Genomic DNA, 26,411 nt, shown 5'->3' with positions numbered 1-26,411 from the left:
CCACGGCGATACTGGCGTGGTGTCCGGATCGGACTGGGTCCTGCACGTCGACCTCGACCAGTTCATCGCGGCGGTCGAGGTGGCGCGCCGGCCCGAGTTGCGCGGCAGGCCCGTGGTCGTCGGCGGAGCAGGCGACCCGACGCAGCGCGCCGTCGTGGCCACCGCGTCCTACGAGGCGAGGGAGTTCGGCGTCCACTCGGGGATGCCGTTGCGGCTGGCGAAGAAGCGCTGCCCGGACGCGGTGTTCCTGCCGTCCGACGCGCCCGCGTACGAAGAGGTGTCCGCGCACGTCATGGACGTGCTGCGGGAGCTGCCCGTGGTGGTCGAGGTGCTCGGCTGGGACGAGGCGTTCCTCGGCGCGCGCACCGACGACCCGGAGGCCTTGGCCGACACCGCGCGCCGCGCGGTCAAGGCGGAGACCGGGCTGGAGTGCTCGGTCGGCATCGGCGACAACAAGCTGCGCGCCAAGCTCGCCACCGGGTTCGCCAAGCCCGCCGGGGTGTACCGGCTGACCAGGGACAACTGGGTCGAGGTGATGGCCGGACGGCCGGTGACCGCGTTGTGGGGCATCGGGTCGCGGACCGCGGCCAAGCTCGCCGAGCTGGGCGTCGGCACGGTCGAGGAGTTGGCGCGGACCGAGCCGGAGGTGCTGGCGGCGCGGTTCGGGCCGGCGATGGGGCCGCACTTCCGGCAGCTGGCGCTGGGCGCCGGCGACACGGACGTGACCGCGACGCCGTGGGTGGCCAAGTCGCGCAGCCGGGAGACGACGTTCCAGCGGGACCTGACCGAGCCGGACCGGATCCGGGAGGAGGTCCGGCTGCTCGCGCGGCGGGTGGTCGAGGACGTGCGGGCGGAAGGGCGGCCCGCGGTCCGGGTGGTGGTGAAGGTGCGGTTCGTGCCGTTCTTCACCTACACGCGGGGCGTGTCGCTGGCGGAGCCGACGATGGAACCCGGGCCGATCGAGGACGCGGCCGTGGCGGCGTTGGCAAGATTCGAGGACACACGTGCCGTGCGCCTGCTGGGGGTGCGCGTCGAGTTCGCTGGAGGAGCACCGTGACGAAGGTCGTGCTGAACGGCTCGGTGTCGCTCGACGGCTACAGCGCCGGGCCCAACGTGGGCGAGGAGCACCCGATGGGCGAGGGCGGCGAGCGGCTGCACGAGTGGATGTTCGCCGAGGGGTCGGACGGTGACGCGCCGTTCGCGGCGACGGTCGGCGCGGTCGTGCTGGGCAGGCGGACGTTCGACCTGGGGCTGAAGTACTGGCAGGACACGCCGTTCCCGGTGCCGAGCTTCGTGCTCACGCACGAGCGGCGCGCGCCGCTGGCGATGAAGTCGGCGGCGTTCACGTTCGTCACCGACGGCCCGGAGAGCGCGATCGCCCAGGCCCGTGCGGCGGCGGGGGACAAGGACGTGCTGGTCATGGCGGCCGCGGAGTCGGCGGGGCACGTGCTGCGCGCCGGGTTGGTCGACGAGATCCGGCTCCAGCTGGTGCCCGTGCTGCTCGGCGGGGGCTCGCGGCTGCTGGACGGCCTCCCGCCCGCCGAGCTGGAGCGGATCGAGGCCGTCGAGGCGGACGACGTCCTGCACCTGCGGTTCCGCGTGCTCAGGTGACCTCGGTCCAGGTCGAGCGACGAGATGAGGTCGCGGTAGATCTTGCCCGGCTCGTGGACACCGCGGCGAGCCCGACACGCCCCCGTGCCGGGCTCGCCTCATTGCCGGCGTTTGCCCAGTTCGTCGTGGCCATGGACGACAGCATCGTGTACGTGGCGCCGCCGGACGTCGGCGCGCTCGGCTTTCCAGCCAGTCCCTGCACTGGCTGTATTCCGTGTTGCCTTGGTGAAGGCCGATGTTCGGTGCTGCTCGATGCGAAGCCCGACCGACACCTCAGACGCCATGGTGATCCCCGCCCAGGGTCGTGATCGGAGCTTCCGGATACCGGGACACGGTTCCCGGCGATGTTCGTGGCCGCCTCGTCCGGAGTGGCCGATGAGGAGCAGGGCGCGGCCTCCGCGTTGACCACCACGTTGCAGCAGGTCGGCGGCTCGCCGTCGTTCCGCGTCACCGCGCCGAGGCGGTGATGTCCTCCAGCACGGCGTAGAGCCGGGCGGCGGCGGTCCGGTCGAACTCGGGCCTGGCCAGGTCGACCGGCGCGCCCGCGCGCGAGGCGGTGAAGGCGGCGGCGGGTGGGTCCGCCAGGAACCGGTGGACCTGGTCCGCCGCGTCGGCCGTCGACCGGGCGAACAGGCGGGCCACCAGGTCCAGCGCCCGGCCGCGCGCACCGCCGACCTGCGCGCCGAGCCCGCTGTCCACGAACATCGGGTTGTGCAGGACGTACCGCACCGCGCTGCCCGGGTGGCGGTCCGCGAACCCCGCGCCGAGCAGGTCGGCGGCCCGCGCGCCCTGGCTGACCGCCCCGAACGCCCGGAACCCGCGGCTGAGCGCGAGGTCGTCCCACTGGATGCCCGGTCCGCGCAGCCCGGCCACGCCGCACAGGCTCACCACCACCGGCGCGGCGGAGCGCTCCAGCACCGGCAGCAACCGTTCCACCAGCGCGAACCGGCTCACCGCGTAGAGCGCGAACGAGTGCTCCAAGCCGTCGGCGGTGACCACGCGGCGCGGGGTGAAGCGGCCCGCGCCGAGCACGAGGTGGTCGACCACGTCGAACCGGGCCGCCACCTCGTCGGCCACCGCGGTCGTGCCGGCGACCGTGCCGAGGTCGCCTCGAATCAGCTCGACCCCGTCCGGCGCGGCGGCCGACCGGCCCACGACCGCGACGCGGTGCCCCTCGCTCGCGAGCCGTTCCGCCAGGGCCCGGCCGATGCCGTTCGTGCCGCCCGTGATCACCGCGTTCGCCATAACCTGAAGCCTGGTGCGCACCGCGACGACCCGGAAGAAGGCACATCCATGTCACTGGTCCCCGCGCCGGTCACGGTCGCCGACCGCGCCGCCTGCTCGGTGTCCGGCCTGCTGGCCCGGGTCGGCGACAAGTGGAGCCTGCTGCTGCTGGCCCTGCTCGCCGAACGGCCCTACGGCTTCAACGAGCTGGACCGCGCGGTGCACGGGCTGAGCCGTCGCATCCTCACCCGCACCCTGCGCAACCTCGAGCGCGACGGCCTCGTCAGCCGGGACGTGCGGCCGGGCAAGGCCGCCGGCGTCACGTACGCGGCGACCGCGCTCGGCCGCTCCCTGCTGGACCTCGTCGTCCCCTTGGGACGGTGGGCGCTGCGGCACGAGGACGAGATCGAGGCCGCGCGTTCGGCCTACGACAACGCTTCCAGCACCCGCCGCGCGGTGTCCACACTGGACTGAGGGTTCTGGCCGGTGACCAGGTTGCCGTCCACGACGACCGTGCTGGACCACGCCGGACCGGTCTGCGGGACCGCGCCGAGCTCGCGCAGCCGCGCCTCCACGAAGTACGGCACGGCCAAGCCGCCTTGGCGCTCCTCCTCGTCGGTGAACACGGTCAGCCGCCGCCCGGCGAACGCGAACGAGCCGTCCTCGCGCACCGCGGACAGCAGCCCGGCCGGGCCGTGGCACAGCGCGCCGACGACCTTGCCCGCCTCGTCGAACGCCACCAGCAGCCGACCGAGGTCCGCGTCGGACGCGAGATCCGCCATCGGGCCGTGCCCGCCGGGCAGCAGCACGCCGTCGTAGTCGGCCACGTCGACGTCCGCCAGCCGCAGCGGCGCCGCCAACTCGTCGTCGATGGACGCCAGGTAGGCGCCGAACTCCTCGGTCACGCTGACCGCGTCCACGGTGGGCCGCGCGCCGCCCGGGGTGGCGATGTCCACCCGCACGCCCGCGTCCCGCAGCACGCGCACCGACTCGACCACTTCCTCCGCCCAGAACCCGGTGGGGTGGCTCGACCCGTCGGCCAGCACCAGCCGGTCGGCCGCCGAGACGACCACGAGAACCCTGCTCATCCGTTTCATCCCTCTCGAGAAGTCGCTGTACTGCTCGGACAACGACCACCCCATCACGTTTCATCCGGTAGCGTGCGGCCGGCCATAAGCCTTCTTATAGCTCTGGAGTTGCGGTGGCCGACCTAGACCTGCTGTCCACGTTCGTGGAGATCTACCGGTCCGGCTCGCTGACCGCCGCCGCCCAGCGCCGCGGCCTGACCCAGCCGGCGGTCAGCGGCCACCTCGCCCGGCTGGAGCGGGAGCTGGGCGAGCCGCTGTTCGTGCGCTCCAGCCGCGGCGTCACGCCGACCGCGCGCGCCGACGCGCTGGCCCGCCGGGTCGGCGCGCACGTGGACGAGCTGCGCTCGGCGCTGTCCGAAGTGGACGACCGGGAGGCGTACGCGGGCACCGTGCACCTGGCGGGCGCGGTGGAGGTGGTGGCCGCGCGGGTGCTGCCGGCGCTGGCGCCGCTGACCGCGCGCGGGCTGCGGCTGAGGATCACCCTCGGCCTGGCCGACGACCTGCTCGCCGCGCTGGTCAACGCGAGGCTGGACCTGGTGGTGTCCGCGGTGCGGCCCGCGGACCGGGCGGTGGTCGCGACGCCGTTCGTGGACGAGGAGTTCGTGCTGGTCGGCGCGCCGACGCTGGTGCGCACGATCGACCGCGCGCTGCTGGCGTCCGACCCGGTGCGCGCGTTGGCGCACCTCCCGCTGGTCGCGTACGCGGAGGAGCTGCCGATCGTGCGGCGGTACTGGCGCAGCGAGTTCGGCCGCCGCCCGCCCAACCCGGTCGCGGTGGTGGTGCCGGACCTGCGGGCGGTGCTGGCGGCCGTGGTCGCGGGGGCCGGCGTGTCGGCGCTGCCGCGGTACCTGGCCGACCCGGCGCTGGCGGCGGGGTCGGTGGAACTGGCGCACCAGGCGGTCGTGCCGCCGTTGAACACGCTGTTCCTGGCCACCCGGGTCGGCGGGTTGGCGAACCCGTCGGTGGCGCTGGTGCACGGCCACCTGATGGCCCGCGCGCGGGACTGGGGCGTGCTGTGACGCCCCGGTCCCGCGCGGGGGGTCAGACGCCGGCGATGGACTGGATCCAGGACCGGTAGCGCGTCACGTTGGTGTAGGCGGTGGTGGTCTGCCGGTCGCTGGTGGACGCGACGCCCACCTGCACGCCGCCGGCCATCATCGGGCCGCCCGAGTCGCCGCCCGCGGTGATGCCGTCGCCGCGCCGGGCGCAGATCGCGCTGCCGCCGTAGGCGTCGGTGCAGCCGCCGGTGACGGTCACGTTCGCGACCTTCAGGTACTGCGACTGGCAGTTGATCTCCGAGCCGCACCGGGACGTCGCGCCCCAGCCGTAGACCTGCACGTTCTGGCCGACGGTGACCGAACCGGGCTGGCCGAGGCGGGCGTAGGTCGCGGACACGGAGCGGTCGAGCCGGACCAGCGAGAGGTCCGACGAGTGGTTGTGGGTCTGCACGCCGTTGGCCATCGTGCCGCCGGAGGTCTGGTCGAGGCTGCCGATGCGGAACGACAGCCCGCCGCCGCTGACGCAGTGCTTCGCGGTCAGGATCCACGTGGGCGCGATGATCGTCGCGGTGCACGTCTGCCTGCCGTTGGAGAACAGCCGGGCCGCCCACGGCGCGTTGCTCGCGTAGCCGCCGCCGATGATGTACGGCGTCACGCCGCCCTCCGCCGCCGGCGCGGCCGACGCCGACGGCGCCAGGGCGAGCAGGGAGAGCAACGCGGCCGCGAGCGCAGGGATCAACCTGGTGATTCGCAAGGGTTTCCTCGATTCCGAAGACACGCGATTCCTCGCGCACAGGGGTGTCTTGGGTCACGAGATTCGTACCACTCGACCGGGTGAAAAGGGATATCTCGAAACAGTCATAACGCGCGCTATACGGTGTGCGTCATGCTCGTCGAACTGGCCATCGGGGACGCGTACGGCGCGGGCTTCGAGTACGCCCCGGCATCGCTCGTGGCCAGCCACAACACCCTCGCCGGGTACGTGCGGCACCCGCGGCACCTCGGCATTCGCCCCGGCGCGTACACCGACGACACGCAGCTGACGCTGGCGTTGGCGGAGTTGCGGGTCTCCGGCGCGCCGTGGACGCCCGAGTCGGTGGCGTCGGCGTTCGTGACCGCGTTCCACCGCGACCCGCGCGAGGGCTACGCGCGGGGTTTCCAGGCTTTCCTGGAGAGCGTGCACTCCGGCGCGGAGTTCCTGGCCCGCATCCGGCCCGACAGCGACAAGAGCGGCGCTGCGATGCGCGCCGCGCCGGCCGGGCTGCTGCCCACCGTGGCCGACGTGCTGCACCACACCGACGTGCAGGCCAAGGTCACCCACGACACGCCGGACGGCGTGGCGTCGGCGCGGGCGGCGGCGTTGGCCGTGCACTACTGCCACCACGGGCTCGGTCCGGTGGTGGAGGTCGGCACGTGGATCGCCGCGCGCCTCGGCTCCGACGCGTGGGCGCGGCCGTGGCGGGGCAAGGTCGGGTCGAAGGGCGTGATGAGCGTGCGCGCGGCGCTGACCGCGTTGGCCGACGGCGGCTCGCTGAGCTCGGTGCTGCGGGCGTGCGTGGCCTTCACCGGCGACGTGGACACGGTCGCGACCGTCGCGCTGGCCGCCGCGTCGCGGTCCGCCGAGATCCGCGCCGACCTGCCCCGGGCGCTGGTGGACGGGCTGGAGAACGGGCCGTACGGCCGCGACCACCTGGCCCGGGTGGACGCTCAGCTGCTGTAGCGGCCGAGGAGTTCGGCGACCCGCTCCTCCGGCCACGGGCGGACGTCGCCGAACGTGGCCGCGAAGAACAGCTCCAGGTGCGCGTGCCACGCCGCGAGCGCCCGCGGGGCGAACGCCGGGTCGGCCAGCGCGTGCGTCAGCTCGACCGTCGTGCCCTGGTCGGGGTCGTGCCGGAACTCCCAGCGCACCCTGCCGGTCGGCGAGTCGAACGCCAGCACGCGCGGCGGCGTCCGCTCGACCAGCGGGCCGGCCGGCACGTGCGGGTTGGCCGCGCGGGCGGGCACGCCCTCCTCGCCGTCGGTGAGCAGCGCCCACACCTCCTCCAGCGGGCGCCAGACGAGGTCGCGGACGAACCGCACCACGCCGTCGTCCACCCGGCCCTCGTCCAGCCCGAACTCGCGGATGTAGTGCTCCATCGGGCCGCGCACGTCCGTCGGCGGCTCGAACGGGCGGTCGTCGAGCCGCGCCTCCAGGCCCGCGAGGCAGGTGTCCCAGCCGGCGGCGTTGCGCCCGGCGCCGTGCTCGTCGCCGAGGACGTGCGTGAACACCAGCAGGCAGCCGCGCTCGTGCGGCAGCAGCTCGAACCGCAGCACGTCGGTGTTCCAGCGGAACGCGAACACCTTCGGCGGGTCGGACTCCAGCACCTCGCCGGTGGTGACCTGGTCGGGGAAGGAGAACGTGATCTCCCGGCCGTCGATCGCCACCGCCGCCGGGAACCAGTGCGCCAGCTCGGCGGGCTCGGTGACCGCCCGCCACACCAAGGCGGGCGGGTGCGCCAGCACCCGTTCGAACCTCAGCACGGGCTTGCCGTCGATCCTCCTCAACTCGGTGCTCACGAGTCCCTCCCGTCCGTCCCGTCGATCGCGTCCAGCCGCCGTTCCAGCGCGTCCAGGCTGTCCTCCCACATCCGCCGGTACGGCGCGAGCCAGGCGTCGACCTCGGCCAACGGCCCCGGCCGCAGCCGGTAGAGCCGGCGCTGGGCGTCCCGCCTGACCTCGACCAGCCCGGCCTCGCGCAGCACCTTCAGGTGCTTGGACACCGTCGGCTGGCTCACCGACAGCCCGTCGACCAGGTCGTTGACCGGTCGCTCGCCCCCGCGCAGCACGTCGAGGATCCGGCGCCGGTGCGGGTCGGCGAGCACGGCGAACGTAGATGCCATGACAGGAATATAGCCCGATCGGCATATGCGCTGTCAACCGAGGGGTCGGAAAGGTAGGATGGGTTCGGCGCCTCGACCCCAGTGCGGCCTACCTCATGCGTGGCACAACCGCGTGAACCCTTCCGCTCGACCTTCGAGGAGCCCTTCCATGCCGCGCACGTTCGCCGGCTCGCCGGTCCGCGACCTGCTCGCCCTCACCTCCCGGCCCGAGGTCATCTCGTTCGCGGGCGGCCTGCCCGCGCCCGAGCTGTTCGACGTCGACGGCCTGCGCACGGCGTTCGACCAGGCCGTGTCCCGCCGTTCCCTCCAGTACGCGCCCACCGAGGGCGACGTGGACCTGCGCGGCCTGGTCGCCGACCGGCTGACCCGGCGCGGCCTGCCGACCGCGGTGGAGGACCTGCTGGTCACGTCCGGCTCGCAGCAGGCGTTGACGCTGGTCGTGACCGCCCTGCTGGAGCCGGGCGCGGTCGTGGCGGTGGAGGAGCCGACCTACCTGGCCGCGTTGCAGTGCTTCCAGCTCGCCGACGCGCGGATCGTGCCCGTCGCGGGCGACGAGCACGGCATGGACCCGGCCGCGCTGGCCGAGGTGATCGAGCGGGACCGGCCGGAGCTGCTGTACCTGGTGCCGACGTTCGCGAACCCGACCGGCCGGACGTTGAGCGCGCGGCGGCGGGCCGAGATCGCCGCGCTGGCCGACCGGCACGGCCTGTGGGTCGTCGAGGACGACCCGTACAGCGAGCTGCGCTACCGGGGCGAGCCCGTGCCGCCGCTGGCCTCGATGAGCGACCGCGTGCTGCACGCGGGCAGCTTCTCCAAGGTCGGCGCGCCGGGCATGCGGCTGGGCTGGCTGCGCGCGCCCGCGTCGATCATGCGCACGCTGGTGATCGTGAAGCAGGCGGCGGACCTGCACACGTCCACCGTCGACCAGGCCGCGGCGGCGGCGTACCTGAAGGCGAACGACCTGGACGAGCACATCCGGGGCCTGTGCGCGGCCTACCGGGAGCGGCGGGACGCGATGATCGGCGCGCTGCCGTCGACCGTGCCCGCGGGCGCCCGGTGGAGCGACCCGGACGGCGGGATGTTCGTGTGGGTGGCGCTGCCCGGCGGGGTGGACACGTCGTCGCTGATCACGGCGGCGTTGGCGCGGGACGTGGCGTTCGTGCCGGGCGCGCCGTTCTACGCGACCACGCCGGACCGGTCGACGCTGCGGCTGTCGTTCACCACCAACACGGCGGACGAGATCGTGGAGGGGATGCGGAGGCTGGCGACCGTGCTGCGGTAGCGCATGGTCGGACCGTGCGATCCGCACGGGTTCCCGGTGACACCGCGGGGGTGGGGCTTGTGCGCGGCCGGCCCCAACGTGGTTGCCATGAAACGTTCTTCGATCCTCTCCTTGGTGATCTCGACGGCGCTGGGCATCGCGATCGTGGCCGACGGCGACGACGACTGGACCGGTTTCGGCACGTGGGGACTGGTCGCGTGCGCGTTGGTCTACCTGGTCGCGGGGCTGCTGCGCGGCGAGGTGCGCCGCACCCGGCTGGTGTGGGCGCAGGTGGCGGGCGTGGTCGGGTTCGGCGTGGTGGCCGGGATCGCCCTGCTGGTGGACCCCGGGGTCGGCCGGTACCTGGTCGCGGCGGGCTGGTTGGCGCACGCCGGCTGGGACCTCGCGCACTTCCGCGCCAACCTCGTCGTGCCGACCTGGTACGCGCTGGCGTGCGCGGTGGTCGACGCGTTCGTCGGCGTGTCGCTGGCATGGTGAGCCCGTGATGCGACAGGCGAGGGTGCTCACGCTCGTGTCGCTGGGCGTGGCGTGGTCGACCAGCCTGGCCGGGCCGGGTGTCGGCGTGCTGCTGGAGACCCGGCCCGCCTGGGTGGTGGCGGGGCTGGTCGGCGTGGTGCTGTTCGGCGCCGCGCACGCCGGCGTGCTCTACGCGGCCGTGACGCCGGGTGTGGCGCGGGGCCGGTGGGACGTGGCGTTCGTGGCGGCGTCGCTGCTGTCGGTGCCGTTGCTGGCGCCCGTGGCGGTGGGGCGGTGGGACACGTGGGCGTGGGTCGGCGCGGCGCTCGTCGGCACGGCCCCGGTGCTGGTGCGGCGGCGGTCGTGGGCGGTGGCGCCCCTGGTGGTCGCGGTGGCGGTGGTGGTGTCGCCGGACCCGGTGCGGGCGTTGGTGGTCGCCGGTGGTGTCGGTGTCGGGTTGGCGCTGATGCACGTGCTGCCGGTGTGGTTGTGGGACCTGGTCGTGCAGGCGCAGCGGGGGCGTGAGGCGCGGGCGCGGCTGGCGGTGATCGAGGAGCGGCTGCGGTTCGCCCGGGACGTGCACGACCTGCTGGGGCACCGGTTGACCGTGATCGCGCTGAAGGCGGAGCTGGCGTCGCGGCTGGCGCTCGTGGACGGTGAGCGGGCCGGTGCGGAGGCGGACGAGGTGCGCGCGCTGGCGTCGGCGGCGTTGTCGGAGCTGCGGGAGGCCGTGCGCGGGTACCGGACCGTGGAGCTGGCCGAGCAGGCGTCGGCGATCGAGCAGGTGTTGACCTCGGCCGGGGTGCGGTGCACCGTGTCGGTTCCGGCGGAGTTGCCCGCGGCGGCGCGCGAGCTGTCGTGGGCGTTGCGGGAGGCGGGGACGAACGTGCTGCGGCACAGCCGGGCGCGGTGGTGCTCGGTCGACGTGGTGGCGGGCGCCGACGAGGTGCGGCTGACCGTGGCGAACGACGGCGCTTCCGGCAGCGGTTCCGGCGGTGCTTCCGACGGGTCGCGCGGGTCGGGGTTGAGCGGGCTGGCCGAGCGGCTGGCCCGGGTGGGCGGGACGGTGCGCACGGGGGAGGAGGACGGGGTGTTCACGCTGGTGGCGACCGTGCGGACGTGATACGCGTGCTGCTGGCCGACGACGAGGAGCTGATCCGCGTCGCGGTGGCGGCGTTGCTCGGGCTGGAGCCGGACCTCGAGGTCGTGGCGCAGGCCGGTGACGGCCGGGAGGCGGTGCGCGCGGCGTTGGCGCACCGGCCCGACGTGGCCGTGGTCGACCTGCAGATGCCGGAGCTGGACGGGTTCGAGGTGACCGCGTCGCTGGCGTCGGCCTTGCCGGGGTGCGCGGTGGTGATCCTGACCGGGCGCGGCAAGCCGCCCCACCTGCACCGCGCGTTGTCGGCCGGGGCGAAGGGCTTCCTGCCGAAGGGGTCGCCGGGCGGCACGCTGGCCGACGTGATCCGGCGGGTGCACGGCGGCGCCCGGTACGTCGACCCGGAGCTGGCGGCGGACGCGCTGACCACGCCGCCGTGCCCGCTGACGCCGCGTGAGCTGGAGGTGCTGCGGCTGGCGGAGTACGACACGCCGGTGGCGGTGATCGCGCGCCGCACGCACCTGTCCGCCGGGACGGTGCGCAACTACCTGGCCGCGGCGGTCGCGAAGCTCGGCGCGGCGAGCCGGTCGGAGGCCTACGTCACCGCGCACGACAACGGCTGGTTCTGAAACGCCCCCGGACCGGCCCGGTCCGGGGACGGGTTGCGCGCCGTCCCCGGCAGGTAGCGGAAGTTTCCGGCGGCCCGAGGCTTGGCCGGCGCCCGCCCCCCTCCCTACTTTCGTGGCATCTCAAGGGAAAAGGGGGCCACATGACCGACCACGCGCTGTCGATCCCGTCACCGCCACCACCGCCGCGGCCCCGGCCACGTGCCGCCGTCGTGCTGCTGGGCCTGCTCACCGTGGTCCTGGTCGGCGCGTCCGTGCTGGCGATCGTGCTGTTCGTCGGGGCGAAGGAGGAGCACGGCCTGGAGGTCCAGCGCCTGGACCAGACCAGCCGGTCGCTCGCCGAGGCCGAGGAGCGGCTGGAGGAGACCGAGTCGGCCAACGACACCGTCATCGGCCGGATCTCCACGCTGGAGGCGCAGAACGCCGAGCTGCACAAGTGCGCCGACCCGGCCAGGGACTCGATCATCGCGGCGCGGGACGACGATGACGCGGCCCTCGGGCCCGCCGTCGACCGCGCCTCGGACAACTGCTGAGCCGGGGAGCCGACATGACCACGCCAGAACCCGACCAGGCGTTCACGCCGCCCTCGTCGAACCCGACTGCGCCGACCTCGTTCGCGCCGACGCCGCCGACCCCGCCGAACGGCGTGTCGATGCAGCACCAGCCGACGCCTCCGCCACCCGCGCGCCCCGGCCGGGCGCCGATCGTCGCGCTGACCGCGCTGGCCGCCGTGTTCGCCATCGTGGCGGGCTTGTTCACCGTCCTCTACCTGGGCGAACGCGCCGACCGCAACGCGCTCGCGGCCACCAGGGCCGACCAGGAGCGCACGCTCGCCGACGTGTCGGGCAAGCAGGAGGAGGCCGACGCGACCCTGGAGACCAACCGGTCCCGGGAGTCCACCCTGTCCACCGAGCACGACCTGCTCACCCGGTGCGTCGAGGCCGCCAAGGGCTACTTCGACCTGCCGCCGGAGCAGTCCCCGGAGTCCTCACGCCTGTTCCGCATCATGTACGACGTCTGCCCGCAGATCTGACTCCATCGCCGCCCGGACGCCGCGGACCGCCAGCCGGTCCGCGCGTTCGTTCTCCGGGTGCCCGGCGTGGCCCTTCACCCAGTGCCACTCGACCTCGTGGGGCGTGGTGGCGGCGTCGAGGCGCTGCCACAGGTCGACGTTCTTGACCGGCTGCCTGCCCGAGGTCAGCCAGCCGTTGGCCTTCCACTTGGTCATCCACGACAGCACGCCGTTGCGGACGTACGTGCTGTCGGTGTAGATCCGCACCACCGACGGCCGCTTCAAGGTCTCCAACGCGCGGATCGGCGCCATCAGCTCCATGCGGTTGTTGGTGGTGGCCGACGACTCCCCGCCGAACAGGTCGCGCTCGTGCGACCCGTACCGCAGCACCGCGCCCCACCCGCCCGGTCCGGGGTTGCCGCTGCACGCGCCGTCGGTGTAGATCTCCACCACCTGCTCCATGCGGGGAACATACCGACCGGTTCGAGCAGGCCGGGACACGGCTTGTGCGGCGGGACGTCACCCGGGAGGTGGTGGTCGTTCCGCCGTGAGCGCAATCGCTTTCGCCCGGACGACGGCCGTGGGCACGCTGTCCGGCATGGCGCAGGGATTCCGGGGTGACGTGGCCGAGTTCTACCACCGCTACCGGCGGGGGTACCCGCCGGCGGTGTTCGACGCGGTGGTCGAGGTGTTCGGGCTGACACCGGACGACGTCGCGGTGGACCTCGGCTGCGGCACGGGCCAGGTGACCGTGCCGCTGGCGGCCCGGGTCCGCGCCGTGATCGGCGTCGACCCGGAGCCGGACATGCTGGCGCACGGCCGCCGCGCGGGGGAGGAGCGGGACGCCGCGAACCTGGCGTGGGTGGTCGGGACGGACGCGGACGTGCCCGCGTTGCGCGCGGTGCTCGGCGACGGGTCGGTCGGCGTGGTCACGATCGGCCAGGCGCTGCACTGGATGCGGCACGACGAGCTGTTCCGGGCGGTGCACCCGCTGGTCAGGCCCGGCGGTGGGGTGGCGGTGCTGACCAACGGCACGCCCCTGTGGTTGCAGGACGAGGACTGGTCGCGGGCGTTGCGCGAGTGCCTGGAGCAGTGGCTGGGCACGCCCGCCGGCAGCGCGTGCGGCACCGACGAGGAGAGCCAGGCGCGGTACCGGGAAAGCCTGGCCGCGGCCGGGTTCCGGGTCGACGTGCGCGGCGTCGACTACACCGACACCCTGGACCTGGAGTCCATTGTGGGCGGTGTCCTCTCGGCGCTGCCCGTCGACCGGCTGCCCGCGGACCGCGAGGCGTTCACCGACCTGGTCCGCGACGCGTTGGAGCCGCACGCGCCGTTCACCGAACACGTCCGCGTCACCGTGCTGACCGGGCGGCGGTGACCTGGTCGGCGGTGACCTGGTCGGCGGGACCCGCGGATCCCCACCTCGATCCCGCCGCTCGCACCTAGGCTCGGCGGGGTGGACGAACCGAGCAGCCCCGTGGCCGGGATGACGATCAGCGTGCGGACCCGCCGGGACGTCGTGGTGGTCGACCCGGAGCGGTTCCTGGCCGCCGCGCGGGCGGCCTACCGGGAGCTGAACCCGGGCCTCACCGACGCCGAGGTGGCCGAGGCGGTCGCCGACGTCACCGACGCCGCGTACGCGTTGATCGACCGCGACGGCGACCTCGTCCCCGATCCCGCCCACGCCGGGCGCCCGCCACTGCCCGGCGTTCGCGTCCCGGACCGCCCGGACGGCCTGTCACCCGCCGGCCGCGTCCAGGAGCTCGTCCTGGACGAGCCGCAGCCGTTGCAGGACTACGGCTGCTTCCTCCCGGAGGACGTGTTCGCCCGCCCCACCGCGGCCCACGACGAGTAGCCACGCGCCCGGGGCTCGTCCTCGTACAGTCGGGTGCGTGGAAGTCTTCCTGCTCTGGCACGTCCGCCACGCCCGGAACCTCGACGGCTCCCCGGTCGAGCACGTCGACGAGGACGGCGAGCTGACCTGGGACGAGTGGGACGGCGACAACCTGAAGTTGTTGGGCGTCTACTCGACGGAGAGCCGCGCCCAGGAGCGGATCGAGCGCGCGAAGTCGACGCCCGGCTTCGCCGACGAGCCGGACTGCTTCCTGGTCGACCCGCACGAGATCGACCAGGACGCGTGGACCGATGGGTTCATCACGATCGTCGAGTGACCACGGGCGGGGCCGCCGCCAGTCCCCGGAAGTCCCCGCAGTCACGGTGTCCTTCGCCTTGGCCTCGACGCCGACCGCATTGCCGATCTTGGGAGCGGTGCGGGGCGCTCCCCCTGTGACTCCGTCCGCGAGACGAGGCCGCCGGGCGAGCAGGCAGCCGCGTCCCGCGGACGGGCAGTACACCTGGTCTGGTCACAAGCGTGCCGTGTCGACTCCGCTCGGGCCGGGCAACCATGCGTGTCCTTCTGGCCAAGTGGTCAAGCACGGGCCGTCAGCCCTCAAGGCCGGCATCAGAGGTCGGATGGCGCCCGGCGCGTCACGTGCTCGATGTGGTGCGACGTGGCGATGGCTATCCAGCGGGGTACGGTGCCCGCGGTTCTCCCGCCCCCTCGCCTGCAACGGGTCAGCTCGTGGTCACCCCACGAGAAGTCCCTGCCGGCGAACTCCGGCCGTGCCAGCAGCTCCTCCGCCAAGGCGGTGAAGGCCTCGACGGCGGCACCCTGCACCGGCTTGCCGTCTTCCCGGGCGAGCTGTCTGCGCAGCGCGACCACGGAACCCGGAGCCGTGTAGTAGAGGTACGGGTTGACGGTTCTCGGGCCGGGGTCCCCGCCTTTGGGTGGCACCGGGTGAACCACGCCGTAGTCCCCGTAGTTCACCGCCCCGCCCACCTGCTCGGCGACCGCATGCCACAGAGGCACTTCGGGGCGATGACGGGTAGTTGTGGCGAAGCTGTTCCGGTTGGCCGGGATCGAACCGGCCAGCAACGTCGTCGTCGACGGCCCGATGCCGTCGACGACAGTGCCGATCAGCCGTGCGGTCCGTGTCACATGGGCGGGCTGCACGGTCTCGATGAAGCCGAGGTCGATCACAGCGTGCAGCTGCCCCGCCTCGACACCGGTCCGGCTGACGACGCGCCGGAGCCGGGCGACGATCTCTGCCGGCGGGGTGGCGACCCCGCGCACCCGCACCACGACGTCCCGCGGCCGGTGCTGCCGGAGCAGGGAGATCGTCCTGAGCTCGTCGTCCGTCGCCGAGTCGCCAACGACTGGGGTCAACGCGGTGACGTCGAGCGCCAGAAGCCCGAGTTCGTCGTGCAGCGTGTTCTCGATCTGCTTGTCGAGGAACTCCAACGGGCCGCCCGGCTGCCGGGCCAGCGAACTGGTCGCGCTGAGCAGGTGCGCGTCGATCCACAGCGGATTGTCGTGCGCCGCAGCGTCCACCGCGGCTCTGACGAGCGCGGGCAGGAGTTGCCCTCTTTCCGCTACTCCGACGGAGTCCAGCAATTCCACGAGGATCGCCGGTCGTGACCCGGGGCTCGCCGGAAGGTGGAGGAGCGCGTCGAGTTCGCCCTTTTTGCTCTTCAACGCGACCAGTGGGGTGAAGGTCATCGCGCGACTCCCTGCCGAACAGTGCCTGTGGTCGCAAGCCGGGCAACTTCGATCCTGGGAGTTCGACCGGTCCGCTGACGCCCGCCGATCGGGTGATCTTCAGCTCCGCTCTCGCGCCGAGAGGCCCGGTGACCCGTGCGGGATCCAGGCCACCGCATAAGTGCGGTCAAGCTACGTGCCCGGCGATGGCGGCGGTGCGGTGGTGGCCCGGTTTTCCGGAGGTCGTGGTATTCGTGGTGCATGGCAAGCGTGAGTCCCGACCGCCGAACAGGGCGTGTGGGATTGAACCGGGTGACGGCGTTGTTCGAACGGCATCACCACATCGTGCAGCCGATCGACGGTTCCAACGACTTCGGCGTAGACCTTTACGTCACCTTCGTGTCGGATTTCAAGACCACGGGTGACACGATCGCGGTGCAGGTCAAGGCCGGAAAATCCTACCGCTCCGCAGGCGGTTACCGGGTGCGGGTCGGCGAGCACCGCGACGACTGGTCCAAGCCGAACATCCCGGTGGTCTGCGTTGTCCACGATCCTGAAGCCGACACCCTCCACTGGGCGAACGCCACCGCGCAGTTGCGAAACGCGAGTCGATTCGGCGATGAACTCAAATCGATCCGGGTTCCCCGTGAGTCGGTGCTGGCCGACGACACGTTACCCGAATTCGTCGACGAACTCCGCCTCCACCTCTCCTCGCGCACCGATCTCATTCACGCCCTGGCCGATCACGTCGGTGCCAGTGTGGAGTCCACCGACTACGTGGCCCATTTCATCAACGAGTTCGGCGATCTTCTCTTCTTCCAGCAGCAACTCGGCGTGCCGTGGGCGGTGTTGCGCCACAGCAGGGGAGGAGGGGTCACTCTCTTCGTCGAGAATCCAGATTCCCTGGCCATAACCGACTACGGCGAGGCGGCCTGGGTGGAGGGAGGCAGGATGGTGGACGACTTCTTGGAACACCATGACACCCCTGGCCGTGTGGTCTTGACCGTGGACGAGCGGATGTGGATGCGATTGTGCGCGACCGCGAGCGCGTGGTGGCGCAAAGCGCCGGCGCGGAAGGGCTGAGCGAAGCAGGTCGTGCGGGTGGACGGGCTGCTCGTTCTCACCGAACAGCCCGTCTGCCGGCTCACCAACCTCGCGCGCGCCACTCGTCCAGGTGAGGTCGCTCACGCCCCAGGGTGGTGTCGTCGCCGTGACCTGGGTAGACCCACGTGTCGTCGGGCAGCTCGGCGAAGATCCGGGTCTCCACGTCGTCGATCAGCGAAGTGAAGGTTTCGGGCGACGTGGTTTTGCCGACCCCTCCCGGGAACAGCGAGTCCCCGGTGAAGAGGTGGGGGTGGCCGGTTGGGTCGCGGTACAGCAGGGCGATCGAGCCCGGCGTGTGGCCGCGCAGGTGGATCACCGTCAACGGGACCTCGCCGACGTGCACCGTGTCGCCGTGCCCCACCAGCACGTCCGGCGGGATCGGCAGCACCTCCGCGTCCGCCTCGTGCGCGATGGTGTTGGAGCCGTTCGCGCCCGCGACCGCGCCGAGGGCGCCCCAGTGGTCCTGGTGCCGGTGCGTGGTCACGACCGTCTTCAGCCTCGGCCGCTGCACGTCGTGGCCGACCACGTCCGACAGCCGCTCCGGGTCGGCCGCCGCGTCGATGAGCAGACCCTCGTTCGTCGCGCGGCAGACCAGCAGGTACGCGTTGTTGTCCATCGGGCCGACCGAGACCTTGGTGATGGTCAGCGCGTCGAGGGTGCGCCGTGCCGCCGGGCCGCCCGGCGACACGTGCCCCTGGTAGTCCTCTAGTACGTCCACAATGGCCGACCGTATCCGACCCGGCACCCTTCAGGGCTCCCACAGGTCGACCCCATAGGGTTGGTAACGGTCACCGCCGCTCCCGGCGATAACGTCTGATTAGGGTTCTTCTTCCTCGTGCCTACCAAACGTCGGATCAACTGGGACGTCCTGCGCATCCTCGCCGTGCTGTGCGTGCTCCTCCAGCACGCCACCCGCGTCGGCCCGGCCAACCACCCCGAGCTCAGCCGGCCGTCGTTCGTGTTCGGCTTCGAGTTCGGCGCGAGCACGCTCGTGGTGATCTCCGCCTTCTTCGCCTGCGCCTCGCTGGCCAAGGGCGAACCCGGCCGCTTCCTGCACAACCGCCTGGCCCGCCTGCTGCCCGCCTACCTGGTCGCCGTCGTGGGCACCTACACCGTGCTGCGCCACCTCGCACCGGACGGCTGGAGCGAGCTCGAACCGCGCGACCTGCTCGTCAACGTCCTCATGCTCCAGAGCTGGTTCCCGGAGGCACGCCTGGTCGACGCCGCCTACTGGACCCTCCCGATCCAGGTCACGGGCTTCATCGCGGGCGCCCTGCTGGTGTCGCGGATCCGCGGCCGGGCGGTCAAGCCGCTGCTCTGGGTCCTCATCGTCGTCCCCCTGGTCATCCGGGACTGGACCGCCGACCCCGGCCTCGTCCACGCCCTGTACAACGGCCTCGGCGCCCAGCGCGCGCAGCTGTTCGCCATCGGCGTCGCCATCTGGCTGTGGTCCAAGGGGCGCCTCGGCGACCGGCACCTGTTCGCCCTGCTCACGGCGACCCTCCTGGTGCAGGTCGGGCACAGCGGCGACCTCGCGTCGACCATCGGCTTCGGCGTCCTGCTGATCGGCGTGTGCGCCGCGGCGGGCGGCCCGGACTGGGACATCGCCCCCGTGCGCCTGCTCTCCCGGCCGATCAAGTGGCTCGCGGGCATCTCCTACGGCGTGTACCTGGTCCACCAGGAGCTCGGCTACCTCGTCATGGCCAAGGTCTCACCCCACGGCGGGCCGTGGGTCGAACTGGCGTTCTTCACCGGCTCGGCCGTCTTCCTCGGCTGGCTGCTCACCAAGTTCGTCGAACGCCCGGCGCACCGCGCCCTGACGGCGAGCCGGCCGACCCTCGCCGGCCTGCTGCTCACCGCCCGGCTGCACGCCGCTCAGAGCCACTTGGGCAGCGTCGGCGCCGTCCCGTTCAGCCGGGCGCCGCTGTGGCGGCCCGTCAGCCACGCCAGCACGTCCGCCGCCGCCCCGCCGACCGCGGGCGACGTGGCGCTGTCCGCGGTCAGCTCCCAGCCGCGCTGACGGCCGTCCGGGAACACCGCCTCCACCCGCACCGACGGCGTGTCCGCCCGGTCGGCGTACTGGCCGACGGCCTCCTCGAGGAAGTGCTCCAGCAGCTCCGGCGGCAGGTCGGCGAACCCGACGCCCCGGTCGAGGTCGACCAGGTGGAACCACACCTCGCGCAGCCGCAGCCACGGCACCCGGTGCGCCAGGAACGGACCCGACGTCGGGTGCACCACCTCCGCCTCCCACGCCGTGGCCGGCAGCTCGCGGGCGGCCGTGGCGAACCGCTGGCACGCCGCGTCCAGGTCGGCCCGCAGCAGCTGCGGCAGCCGTCCCGCGCCCTCGGCGATGTCCGCGTCGCGGTCCACCGCGCTCGGGTACATCTGGTGCTCGACGCCCGTCTTCGCCCACATGAGCAGGTTGACCAGGGCGTCGGCGTTGCGTGCGAGGTGCGTCACCACGTGCGCCCGGCTCCAGCCCGGCAGCAGGCTCGGACCGCGCAGCGCCGAGAGGTCCAGGGCCGCGACGACCTCGTACAACGCGCCTGTCGCCCGTTCGACCTCGGCGAGCCCGGCGACCGCGTCCTGGACCGCGGCCGACTGCTCGCGGGGCGCGGGTACGCTCGTCTGGGCGGATCGGACCTGGGCGGCATCAGCGAAGCTCATGGGCACCTCATCCCGGCGTTTGCGGCCGAACGGCCTATCACCCCAGCGTAGGGGCGTTCACTACCGACCGGTAGAGCCGTTGGCGCACGATCGTGGGAGTGTGCCCGTCACGATTTGTCGGTACCCGGCCCTAGCATGGTTGACGCCCTCCCCGACAGGGCCGACGCGGTGGCCGGGCCGACGCGGTGGTCCGATACGCTTTTCGAACGTCTGTTCGGGGGAAGGTCAAGAACCGAAGGGAACCGTTGTGGCCGACCGGCTTGTCGTTCGCGGGGCGCGCGAGCACAACCTGCGAGGGGTGGACCTCGACCTGCCGAGGGACAGCCTCATCGTGTTCACCGGGCTGTCCGGCTCGGGCAAGTCCAGCCTCGCCTTCGACACGATCTTCGCCGAGGGCCAGCGCCGCTACGTCGAATCGCTCTCGGCCTACGCGCGGCAGTTCCTCGGTCAGATGGACAAGCCGGACGTCGACTTCATCGAGGGCCTCTCGCCCGCGGTGTCGATCGACCAGAAGTCGACCAGCCGCAACCCGCGGTCGACCGTGGGCACCATCACCGAGGTCTACGACTACCTGCGGCTGCTCTACGCCCGCGCCGGCAAGGCGCACTGCCCCACGTGCGGCGAGGCGATCAGCAAGCAGACGCCCCAGCAGATCGTGGACCAGGTGCTGGCCATGGAGTCGGGCACCAAGTTCCAGGTGCTCGCGCCGGTCATCCGCGGCCGCAAGGGCGAGTACCTCGACCTGTTCTCCACCCTGCAGTCGCAGGGCTACTCGCGCGCCAAGGTCGACGGCGTCGTCCACGCCCTCGCCGAGGTGCCGAAGCTGAAGAAGCAGGAGAAGCACGACATCGCGGTCGTCATCGACCGGCTGAGCGTGAAGGCGAGCTCCAAGCAGCGGCTGACCGACTCGGTGGAGACGGCGCTGCGCCTGGCCGACGGCCTGGTCGAGCTGGAGTTCGTGGACGTCCCGGAGCACGACCCGGGCCGGGTGCGCGGCTTCTCCGAGAACCTGGCCTGCCCGAACGGCCACGCGCTGGCGATCGAGGACTTGGAGCCGCGGTCGTTCTCGTTCAACTCGCCCTACGGCGCCTGCCCGGCGTGCACCGGCATCGGCGTGCGCAAGGAGGTCGACCCCGAGCTGGTCGTGCCGGACGACGAGCTGTCGCTGGCCGAGGGCGCGATCGCGCCGTGGGCGTCCGGCCAGACCGCCGAGTACTTCACCCGGCTGCTGGAGTCGCTCGGCCTCGCGATCGGGTTCCGGATGGACACGCCGTGGCGGCAGCTGCCCGCCAAGGTGCAGAAGGCCGTGCTGCACGGCGTCGACGAGCAGGTCAACGTCCGCTACAAGAACCGCTACGGCCGTGAGCGCTCCTACTACGCCAACTACGAGGGCGTGATCCCGTTCCTGGAACGGCGGCAGGAGCAGACCGAGTCCGAGTACATGCGGGAGAAGTACGAGGGCTACATGCGGGAGGTGCCGTGCCCGACGTGCCAGGGCACGCGCCTCAAGCCGGAGATCCTGGCCGTCACGCTGCACCACGGGCGCAAGGGCGACAAGTCCATCGCCGAGGTGTGCGCGATGTCGGTGGCGGAGTGCTCGGAGTTCCTCGACGGGCTCAAGCTCGGCAAGCGCGAGTCGATGATCGCGGGCGCGGTGCTCAAGGAGATCCAGGCCCGGCTGCACTTCCTGCTCGACGTCGGCCTCAACTACCTGTCACTGGACCGTGCGTCCGGCACTCTTTCGGGTGGAGAAGCTCAGCGGATCAGGTTGGCGACGCAGATCGGCTCCGGGCTCGTCGGCGTGCTGTACGTGCTGGACGAGCCCTCGATCGGGTTGCACCAGCGTGACAACCACAAGCTGATCGAGACCCTCGTCCGGCTGCGCGACCTCGGCAACACGCTGATCGTGGTCGAGCACGACGAGGACACCATCCGCACCTCCGACTGGGTGGTCGACATCGGCCCCGGCGCGGGCGAGCACGGCGGCAAGGTCGTGCACAGCGGCCCGTACCGGGAGCTGCTGAAGAACAAGGAGTCGATCACCGGCGCGTACCTGGCGGGGCGCAAGGAGATCCCCATGCCCGCCACCCGCCGCAAGGTCGACAAGAAGCGGCAGCTCACCGTGGTCGGCGCGCGGGAGCACAACCTGCGCGGCATCGACGTGTCGTTCCCGCTCGGCTGCCTGGTCTCGGTCACCGGCGTGTCCGGTTCCGGCAAGTCCACGCTGGTCAACGACATCCTGGCGACCGTGCTGGCGAACAAGCTCAACGGCGCGCGGCAGGTGCCGGGCAGGCACACGCGGGTGCGCGGGCTGGACCAGGTCGACAAGCTGGTGCAGGTCGACCAGTCGCCGATCGGCCGCACCCCGCGGTCCAACCCGGCCACCTACACGGGTGTGTTCGACCACATCCGCAAGCTGTTCGCGGCCACCACCGAGGCGAAGGTGCGCGGCTACCAGCCGGGTCGGTTCTCGTTCAACGTCAAGGGCGGGCGCTGCGAGGCGTGCGCGGGCGACGGCACGATCAAGATCGAGATGAACTTCCTGCCGGACGTCTACGTGCCGTGCGAGGTGTGCAAGGGCGCCCGGTACAACCGCGAGACGCTGGAAGTGCACTACAAGGGCAAGACGATCTCCGAGGTCCTCGACATGCCGATCGAGGAGGCGGCGACGTTCTTCGAGCCGATCAACGCGATCCACCGGCACCTGCGCACGCTGGTCGACGTCGGCTTGGGGTACGTGCGGCTGGGGCAGCCCGCGCCCACGTTGTCCGGTGGTGAGGCGCAGCGGGTGAAGCTGGCGGCGGAGCTGCAGAAGCGTTCGACGGGCAAGACGGTGTACATCCTCGACGAGCCGACCACGGGGCTGCACTTCGAGGACATCCGCAAGCTGCTCGGCGTGATCAACGGGTTGGTCGACAAGGGCAACACGGTGATCGTGATCGAGCACAACCTCGACGTGATCAAGACGTCGGACTGGCTGGTCGACATGGGCCCCGAGGGTGGGTCCGGCGGCGGCACCGTGGTGGCCGAGGGCACCCCGGAGCAGGTCGCCGACGTGCCGGACAGCTACACCGGCCAATTCCTGCGCGAAGCCCTACCAGCCACCGCCGCCGTCGGCTGACCAGTCGGCCCCCGACCCGCCGGGCATCCGGCCAAGATCACCCGAAGGCGTGACGGCCTCCGGGTATGAATGGAAAGCCGGTCGGCGTTGCCGGAAATGATAGGGAGGCGCGGCGGCCCCGGTCACATCACCATCCCGGTGTCCGCGGGCCGTCACCCACCCAACCGGTCCACGTGACCATGGCCACCATGCCGCTCGACCGTGGCGGGCGTCCTCCCGCTGAACCGTGGCGTCCACCCGCTGAACCAAGGCGCCACGCCGCAGAACACCAGGGCGCTCTGCTACGGAACTATGGGCGTCATGCCGCTGAACACGTACCGCTTCCGCAGCGTCTGGTCGGTGGACAGCACACCCGAGCGGACCTTCGACGTCCTCGCCGACCTGGGCAGCTACCCGCGGTGGTGGCCGCAGGTGCGCGCGGCCCGCCGCGTCGCCGACGACGTGGCCGAGCTCCGGTGCCGCTCGGCCCTGCCGTACGACCTGGTGTTCCAGGCGCGCCACAACGCCCGGGAGCCGGCGGCGGGTCTGCTGCGCGCGGACCTCGTCGGCGACCTCGACGGCACGGCGAGCTGGCGGATCTTCGCCGAGGGCACCGGTTCGCGCCTGGTCTACGACCAGGAGGTGGTGGTGCGCAAACCGCTGCTGCGCCGCCTGGCCCTCCTCGCCCGGCCGCTGCTCTTGGCCAACCACGAGGTGATGATGCGCAGCGGCCAACGGGGTCTGCGCACCTACCTGGCCGGGTTCCAGGCGGCGTTGGGGCAGGCGGCGGGTCAGGCGACCGGGCAGGCGGCGGGTCAGGCGGCGACGGGCGGTCAGGCCTGAAGGGGCGGGCACGGTCAGGTCTGAGCGGTCGGGTTTGGTCAGGCTTGAAGGGCTGGGTTCGGTCAGGCCCAAGGGGTGGGCTCGGTCAGGTGTGAAGGGCGGGGGCGGGGGCCCAGGTAGGCCCGAGGGCGTGCTCGGTCAGGTCTGAGGGTCGTCGGGCCACGGCAGCCGCGGGTCGGGGTCGGGGCAGCGCGGTAGGACCTCGCTCAGGTAGCCGACCAGCTGGGGGTCGGGCATCGAGATGTGGTCGTCCGCGGCGGTGGCGCCGGTCAGGCGGAACGGGCCGAACCTCAGCTCAGGGCCGTTGGGGGCGGCGAGGCGGTCGGCCCACGACCCGCCGTCGCTCCACTCGATCTCCACCTTGCGGGCGAGCACGGCGGCGGTCGGCAGCAGCGGCATCACGCCGGTCGGCACGAGCGACCCGACGAGGTCGCCGCCGGTGGAGATCCGGACGCCGTAAGTCCCGCTCGCCCGCGACCACCGCCAGGCGCGGCTGTGCAGCACCAGCGGGTCCAGCCACGGCCGGGCGATCTCGACCCGGCGCAGTTCACAGGTCAGCCGGAACCGGGTCGGCACGGCGGTCGGCAGCCGCAGGCCGCCGTCGAACTCCGCGGTGGACGCCTGGTGGAAGCCGCCGCGGGCGGGGGCGGGCCCGTCGCCGCACCGACAGCGGCACGGTTCCAGCCCGGCCCCGCCGGAGCGGTCCTGGTGGGCGAAGTCGAGCTCGTCGAACGTGAAGTCGGACCACCCGTCGTCGGTGAACCACTCCCGGTACGGGGGCGCGGTGTCGACGTGCTGGTAGTGGCCGCCCACGCCGTAGGGCCGGGTCCACTGCCCGAAGCGCTCACCCAGCCGCTGCCAGAACAACGCCGGCTCCAGCGCGTCGTACTGGTCGATCGTGGCGAACGCGAGGTCGACGCCGTCCCGGTCCCCGTCCACCCGCCACCGCTCCACGGCCCGGTCGAGCGCCTTGCGCAGCCGGGGCGGCACCTTCCGGCCGCCGTTGCGCTCGGTGGCCAGCGCCTGCTCGTAGGCGGCCGACGCCTCCAGGTACGCCAGTCGGCACGCCAGGTACCGCTCGTACCGCGCGGTCGGCGCGCCGTCGGGCTGGAAGACGAGTGCGCGGGCCGCCGCCAGGTCCTGCCGCTGCCGTTCGGTCAGGTGCGTCAACGGCGGCTCCTTGCCGTTCAGCACGGCCTCGTAGACCTCCGTGACGTTCGCCGCGCCGCGCTGCACCACCCACGAGCACGCCAGCGTCGGGTTCAGCAGGTTCGACAGCACGTACTGCGTGCCCGGGTCGTCCGGGTCGAGGTTCTGCTTGACGTACTGGCCGGGCACCATGAGCGACAGCAGGGCGCCGCTGCGCTCGGCCACGGTCTGGGCGGCGGAGAAACCGGTCGCGAGCTTGCTGTACAGCTGGGCGAACAGCTCCGCGTCGAAGTCCTCCGGCGTGAGGTCGAACGGCCCGGTGCGGTACCGGGCCGTTCGGTCGTGCCGGCGTGCCGTGGTCACGGGTTGGGCCACTTCAGCGTCGGGTCGGGGTCGGGCGACTTGGGCAGCACCTCGCACACGAACGCCACGATCTGCACGTCCGGCGCGCTGATCTGGTTGTTCGCGATGACGCCGGTCTGGCTGCCGCTGTGGTCGGCCATGTTGAACCGGCCCGAGATGCTGAACGGACCGATGCCGACCGACGCCTTCGCCTTGATGGCGGTGTTCATCTGCTTGACGATCGTGTCGGTGAAGTTGCCCTTGACCAGCAGGTCCTTCGACAGGATCGCGGCGGTCGGGATGACCGTCATGGTGCCGGTCGGCGCGACGTCGGAGGCGATGTCCGCGCCGGTGGAGAACTGGCTGCCGTACGTCGGCGTGCCGGGCGCCCACCGCCACGCGCGGCTGGACAGCACCAGGGGGTTCATCCACGGGCGGTCCAGGCTGACGCGCAGGAGCTTGCAGCTGAACGCCAGCTCCGTCTGGGTCATCTTCGTGTACGACGAGTCCTTGCTGTAGTCGCCGTCGCCGGAGACCTTGAAGATGCCGAACGTGCCGTCCAGGCTGCCGGACACGCCGATGGCCTGGGACTCCTGCTGGTTGTCCATGTCCTTCTGGTCGAAGGAGAACGAGGTCCAGCCGTGCTCGCCGAACCACGACTTGTACGGCGGTGACACGCCGACGGGCTGGAACGGGCTGCCCAGCCCGGCGTCCTGGGCGCCCGTCTCGAACCGCTCGGTCAGCTTGTACCAGAACGTCTCCGGCTCCAGCGCCTCGTAGCGGGCGATGATCGCCGTGGCCGAGTCGACGGCGGAGCGGTGGCCGAGGCGCTGCCAGTCCTGGAGGGCCGCGGTGACCTTCCGCTTCAGGGACGGCGGGACGGGCGGGCCGCCGTCCTTGTAGTCCGCGTACGCGCTGTCGTAGGCCGTGATCGCGACCTCGTAGGCATCCCGGTACTTCTCGTAGACGTCCTCGTACTTCTCCGCGGTCTTGGTCGCGGCGTCGAGCTGCTTCAGCTGCTCGGGGGTGAGGTGCACCTCCGGTGCTTCCTTGTACTCGAGGACGGACCGGTAGTTGTTGTCGACCGAGCTCGCCGCGGGCTTGTACACCCAGCTGAACTGGGGGACGCGGCTGAGCAGCACGGACAGCGCGTACCAGTCGTCGAGGTCGTGCGCCGGGTTGAGGTCGGCGGGCACGTACTGGCCGGGGTTGAGGATCGCGAGCAGGAACTGCGGGTCCTGGCGCGCGGCGGTGGGGGAGTAGCGCGGTGGCAGCGGTTCGCCGAGCTCGGCGGCCAGTTCCGCGTCGCCCTGCTCGTCGGGCGTCACGCCGAGCGCGAGCGCCATCTTGGAGTACAGCTTGGTGAAGAGGGCGGCGTTCCAGTCGGTCACGACCC

29 protein-coding genes and 1 pseudogene are annotated in these 26,411 nt (G+C 72.2%); 19 read left to right on the top strand and 11 right to left on the bottom strand.

All coding sequences use genetic code 11. From position 1 onward, the window contains the following. Positions 1–19: 19 nt before the first annotated feature. From AB0I91_RS33925 to AB0I91_RS33915, 3 genes are all read left to right on the top strand, one after another. Positions 20–1,057, top strand: a complete 1,038-nt coding sequence (locus tag AB0I91_RS33925) for a DNA polymerase IV (protein ID WP_498782419.1) — start codon at positions 20–22, stop codon at positions 1,055–1,057. After that, entirely contained in the window at positions 1,054–1,611 is a 558-nt protein-coding gene (locus tag AB0I91_RS33920; RefSeq protein ID WP_498782421.1) for a dihydrofolate reductase family protein, read from the top strand. The genes AB0I91_RS33925 and AB0I91_RS33920 overlap by 4 nt, the downstream gene beginning before the upstream one ends. 344 nt (positions 1,612–1,955) lie before the next feature. Further along, complete coding sequence (locus tag AB0I91_RS33915; RefSeq protein WP_498782423.1) at positions 1,956–2,078, top strand: hypothetical protein; 123 nt, start codon at positions 1,956–1,958, stop codon at positions 2,076–2,078. On the opposite strand, the gene AB0I91_RS33910 is transcribed toward AB0I91_RS33915, so the two are convergent. Beyond that, positions 2,059–2,856, bottom strand: a complete 798-nt coding sequence (locus AB0I91_RS33910; protein ID WP_499640593.1) for an SDR family NAD(P)-dependent oxidoreductase — start codon at positions 2,854–2,856, stop codon at positions 2,059–2,061. The genes AB0I91_RS33915 and AB0I91_RS33910 overlap by 20 nt on opposite strands. A 48-nt stretch (positions 2,857–2,904) precedes the next feature. Between AB0I91_RS33910 and AB0I91_RS33905 the strand changes: the two genes are divergently transcribed. Then, positions 2,905–3,309: a winged helix-turn-helix transcriptional regulator gene (locus AB0I91_RS33905; RefSeq protein ID WP_498782427.1), complete on the top strand. Its 405-nt coding sequence runs from the start codon at positions 2,905–2,907 to the stop codon at positions 3,307–3,309. Here the strand turns inward: AB0I91_RS33905 and AB0I91_RS33900 are convergent. Beyond that, positions 3,261–3,923, bottom strand: coding sequence for a type 1 glutamine amidotransferase domain-containing protein (locus tag AB0I91_RS33900; protein WP_499614380.1), 663 nt, complete (start codon positions 3,921–3,923; stop codon positions 3,261–3,263). The two genes, AB0I91_RS33905 and AB0I91_RS33900, sit on opposite strands and share 49 nt — an antisense overlap. A gap of 113 nt (positions 3,924–4,036) precedes the next feature. Between AB0I91_RS33900 and AB0I91_RS33895 the strand changes: the two genes are divergently transcribed. Beyond that, positions 4,037–4,942: a LysR family transcriptional regulator gene (locus AB0I91_RS33895; protein ID WP_498782431.1), complete on the top strand. Its 906-nt coding sequence runs from the start codon at positions 4,037–4,039 to the stop codon at positions 4,940–4,942. Between the two features lie 22 nt (positions 4,943–4,964). Here the strand turns inward: AB0I91_RS33895 and AB0I91_RS33890 are convergent, their stop codons facing one another. Beyond that, positions 4,965–5,675 carry a S1 family peptidase gene (locus AB0I91_RS33890; RefSeq protein ID WP_498782433.1) on the bottom strand — a complete coding sequence of 237 codons (711 nt, stop codon included), beginning with the start codon at positions 5,673–5,675 and terminating at the stop codon, positions 4,965–4,967. 132 nt (positions 5,676–5,807) lie between these two features. Here AB0I91_RS33890 and AB0I91_RS33885 point away from each other — a divergent pair, with 132 nt between their 5' ends. After that, positions 5,808–6,641: an ADP-ribosylglycohydrolase family protein gene (locus tag AB0I91_RS33885; protein WP_499640592.1), complete on the top strand. Its 834-nt coding sequence runs from the start codon at positions 5,808–5,810 to the stop codon at positions 6,639–6,641. Here the strand turns inward: AB0I91_RS33885 and AB0I91_RS33880 are convergent. Further along, positions 6,629–7,477: an SRPBCC family protein gene (locus tag AB0I91_RS33880; protein WP_499614371.1), complete on the bottom strand. Its 849-nt coding sequence runs from the start codon at positions 7,475–7,477 to the stop codon at positions 6,629–6,631. The genes AB0I91_RS33885 and AB0I91_RS33880 overlap by 13 nt on opposite strands. Then, positions 7,474–7,800: an ArsR/SmtB family transcription factor gene (locus tag AB0I91_RS33875; protein WP_498782439.1), complete on the bottom strand. Its 327-nt coding sequence runs from the start codon at positions 7,798–7,800 to the stop codon at positions 7,474–7,476. The genes AB0I91_RS33880 and AB0I91_RS33875 overlap by 4 nt, the downstream gene beginning before the upstream one ends. A gap of 148 nt (positions 7,801–7,948) precedes the next feature. Between AB0I91_RS33875 and AB0I91_RS33870 the strand changes: the two genes are divergently transcribed. The 6 genes from AB0I91_RS33870 to AB0I91_RS33845 all read left to right on the top strand — a co-directional run bounded on the left by AB0I91_RS33870 (position 7,949) and on the right by AB0I91_RS33845 (position 12,293). Continuing rightward, positions 7,949–9,082 carry an aminotransferase-like domain-containing protein gene (locus AB0I91_RS33870; protein ID WP_499640591.1) on the top strand — a complete coding sequence of 378 codons (1,134 nt, stop codon included), beginning with the start codon at positions 7,949–7,951 and terminating at the stop codon, positions 9,080–9,082. 87 nt (positions 9,083–9,169) lie between these two features. Next, positions 9,170–9,559 (top strand): hypothetical protein, encoded by a 390-nt coding sequence (locus AB0I91_RS33865; protein ID WP_499640589.1) that lies wholly within the window; start codon positions 9,170–9,172, stop codon positions 9,557–9,559. A 7-nt stretch (positions 9,560–9,566) separates the two neighbouring features. Next, a complete protein-coding gene (locus tag AB0I91_RS33860; protein ID WP_499614361.1) occupies positions 9,567–10,661 on the top strand; it encodes a sensor histidine kinase in 1,095 nt (364 codons plus the stop codon). Further along, the gene (locus tag AB0I91_RS33855; RefSeq protein WP_499614358.1) at positions 10,658–11,263 is read left to right on the top strand and encodes a response regulator; all 606 of its coding nucleotides are present in this window, start codon (positions 10,658–10,660) and stop codon (positions 11,261–11,263) included. The genes AB0I91_RS33860 and AB0I91_RS33855 overlap by 4 nt, the downstream gene beginning before the upstream one ends. Positions 11,264–11,403: 140 nt before the next feature. Next, positions 11,404–11,793 (top strand): hypothetical protein, encoded by a 390-nt coding sequence (locus AB0I91_RS33850; protein ID WP_498782449.1) that lies wholly within the window; start codon positions 11,404–11,406, stop codon positions 11,791–11,793. A 14-nt stretch (positions 11,794–11,807) separates the two neighbouring features. After that, positions 11,808–12,293 (top strand): hypothetical protein, encoded by a 486-nt coding sequence (locus AB0I91_RS33845; protein ID WP_498782451.1) that lies wholly within the window; start codon positions 11,808–11,810, stop codon positions 12,291–12,293. On the opposite strand, the gene rnhA is transcribed toward AB0I91_RS33845, so the two are convergent. Then, positions 12,249–12,734: a ribonuclease HI gene (gene rnhA, locus AB0I91_RS33840; RefSeq protein WP_498782453.1), complete on the bottom strand. Its 486-nt coding sequence runs from the start codon at positions 12,732–12,734 to the stop codon at positions 12,249–12,251. The two genes, AB0I91_RS33845 and rnhA, sit on opposite strands and share 45 nt — an antisense overlap. 85 nt (positions 12,735–12,819) lie before the next feature. Here rnhA and AB0I91_RS33835 point away from each other — a divergent pair, with 85 nt between their 5' ends. The 3 genes from AB0I91_RS33835 (at position 12,820) to AB0I91_RS33825 (ending at position 14,443) form a co-directional block, all read left to right on the top strand. Beyond that, positions 12,820–13,650 (top strand): class I SAM-dependent methyltransferase, encoded by an 831-nt coding sequence (locus AB0I91_RS33835; protein ID WP_498782455.1) that lies wholly within the window; start codon positions 12,820–12,822, stop codon positions 13,648–13,650. Between the two features lie 78 nt (positions 13,651–13,728). Continuing rightward, a complete protein-coding gene (locus AB0I91_RS33830) occupies positions 13,729–14,127 on the top strand; it encodes a hypothetical protein (protein ID WP_499640587.1) in 399 nt (132 codons plus the stop codon). Positions 14,128–14,164: 37 nt separating this feature from the next. Then, the gene (locus AB0I91_RS33825; protein ID WP_499640586.1) at positions 14,165–14,443 is read left to right on the top strand and encodes a DUF7336 domain-containing protein; all 279 of its coding nucleotides are present in this window, start codon (positions 14,165–14,167) and stop codon (positions 14,441–14,443) included. Positions 14,444–14,733: 290 nt separating this feature from the next. Here AB0I91_RS33825 and AB0I91_RS33820 read toward each other — a convergent pair whose 3' ends face one another. Continuing rightward, on the bottom strand, positions 14,734–15,831 hold the full coding sequence (locus AB0I91_RS33820; protein ID WP_498782461.1) for a beta family protein: 1,098 nt from the start codon (positions 15,829–15,831) through the stop codon (positions 14,734–14,736). Between the two features lie 240 nt (positions 15,832–16,071). On the opposite strand from AB0I91_RS33820, the gene AB0I91_RS33815 reads away from it, so the two are divergent. Continuing rightward, on the top strand, positions 16,072–16,893 hold the full coding sequence (locus AB0I91_RS33815) for a DUF4365 domain-containing protein (RefSeq protein WP_499640584.1): 822 nt from the start codon (positions 16,072–16,074) through the stop codon (positions 16,891–16,893). 61 nt (positions 16,894–16,954) lie between these two features. Here AB0I91_RS33815 and AB0I91_RS33810 read toward each other — a convergent pair whose 3' ends face one another. Then, positions 16,955–17,632: an MBL fold metallo-hydrolase gene (locus AB0I91_RS33810; protein ID WP_498782465.1), complete on the bottom strand. Its 678-nt coding sequence runs from the start codon at positions 17,630–17,632 to the stop codon at positions 16,955–16,957. 117 nt (positions 17,633–17,749) lie between these two features. Here AB0I91_RS33810 and AB0I91_RS33805 point away from each other — a divergent pair. Continuing rightward, a pseudogene (locus AB0I91_RS33805) lies at positions 17,750–18,688 on the top strand (acyltransferase family protein); the annotation flags it as partial. Between the two features lie 101 nt (positions 18,689–18,789). Here the strand turns inward: AB0I91_RS33805 and AB0I91_RS33800 are convergent. Then, complete coding sequence (locus AB0I91_RS33800; protein WP_498782467.1) at positions 18,790–19,581, bottom strand: maleylpyruvate isomerase family mycothiol-dependent enzyme; 792 nt, start codon at positions 19,579–19,581, stop codon at positions 18,790–18,792. Positions 19,582–19,828: 247 nt separating this feature from the next. Between AB0I91_RS33800 and uvrA the strand changes: the two genes are divergently transcribed. Together uvrA and AB0I91_RS33790 are read left to right on the top strand one after the other, a co-directional pair. Next, entirely contained in the window at positions 19,829–22,702 is a 2,874-nt protein-coding gene (gene uvrA / locus AB0I91_RS33795; RefSeq protein WP_498782469.1) for an excinuclease ABC subunit UvrA, read from the top strand. A 300-nt stretch (positions 22,703–23,002) separates the two neighbouring features. Then, positions 23,003–23,524 carry an SRPBCC family protein gene (locus tag AB0I91_RS33790; protein WP_499614346.1) on the top strand — a complete coding sequence of 174 codons (522 nt, stop codon included), beginning with the start codon at positions 23,003–23,005 and terminating at the stop codon, positions 23,522–23,524. A 138-nt stretch (positions 23,525–23,662) separates the two neighbouring features. Here AB0I91_RS33790 and AB0I91_RS33785 read toward each other — a convergent pair whose 3' ends face one another. Further along, positions 23,663–25,036 carry a hypothetical protein gene (locus AB0I91_RS33785; RefSeq protein ID WP_499640582.1) on the bottom strand — a complete coding sequence of 458 codons (1,374 nt, stop codon included), beginning with the start codon at positions 25,034–25,036 and terminating at the stop codon, positions 23,663–23,665. After that, positions 25,033–26,406 (bottom strand): hypothetical protein, encoded by a 1,374-nt coding sequence (locus AB0I91_RS33780; RefSeq protein WP_498782475.1) that lies wholly within the window; start codon positions 26,404–26,406, stop codon positions 25,033–25,035. The genes AB0I91_RS33785 and AB0I91_RS33780 overlap by 4 nt, the downstream gene beginning before the upstream one ends. Positions 26,407–26,411 lie beyond the last annotated feature (5 nt).

The sequence above is a fragment of the Actinosynnema sp. NPDC049800 genome, assembly GCF_040656635.1.
In the GTDB taxonomy this organism is placed as follows: domain Bacteria; phylum Actinomycetota; class Actinomycetes; order Mycobacteriales; family Pseudonocardiaceae; genus Actinosynnema.
The sequence above is the reverse complement of the archived record's forward strand: the minus strand, read 5'-3'. Positions and strand labels throughout refer to the sequence as shown.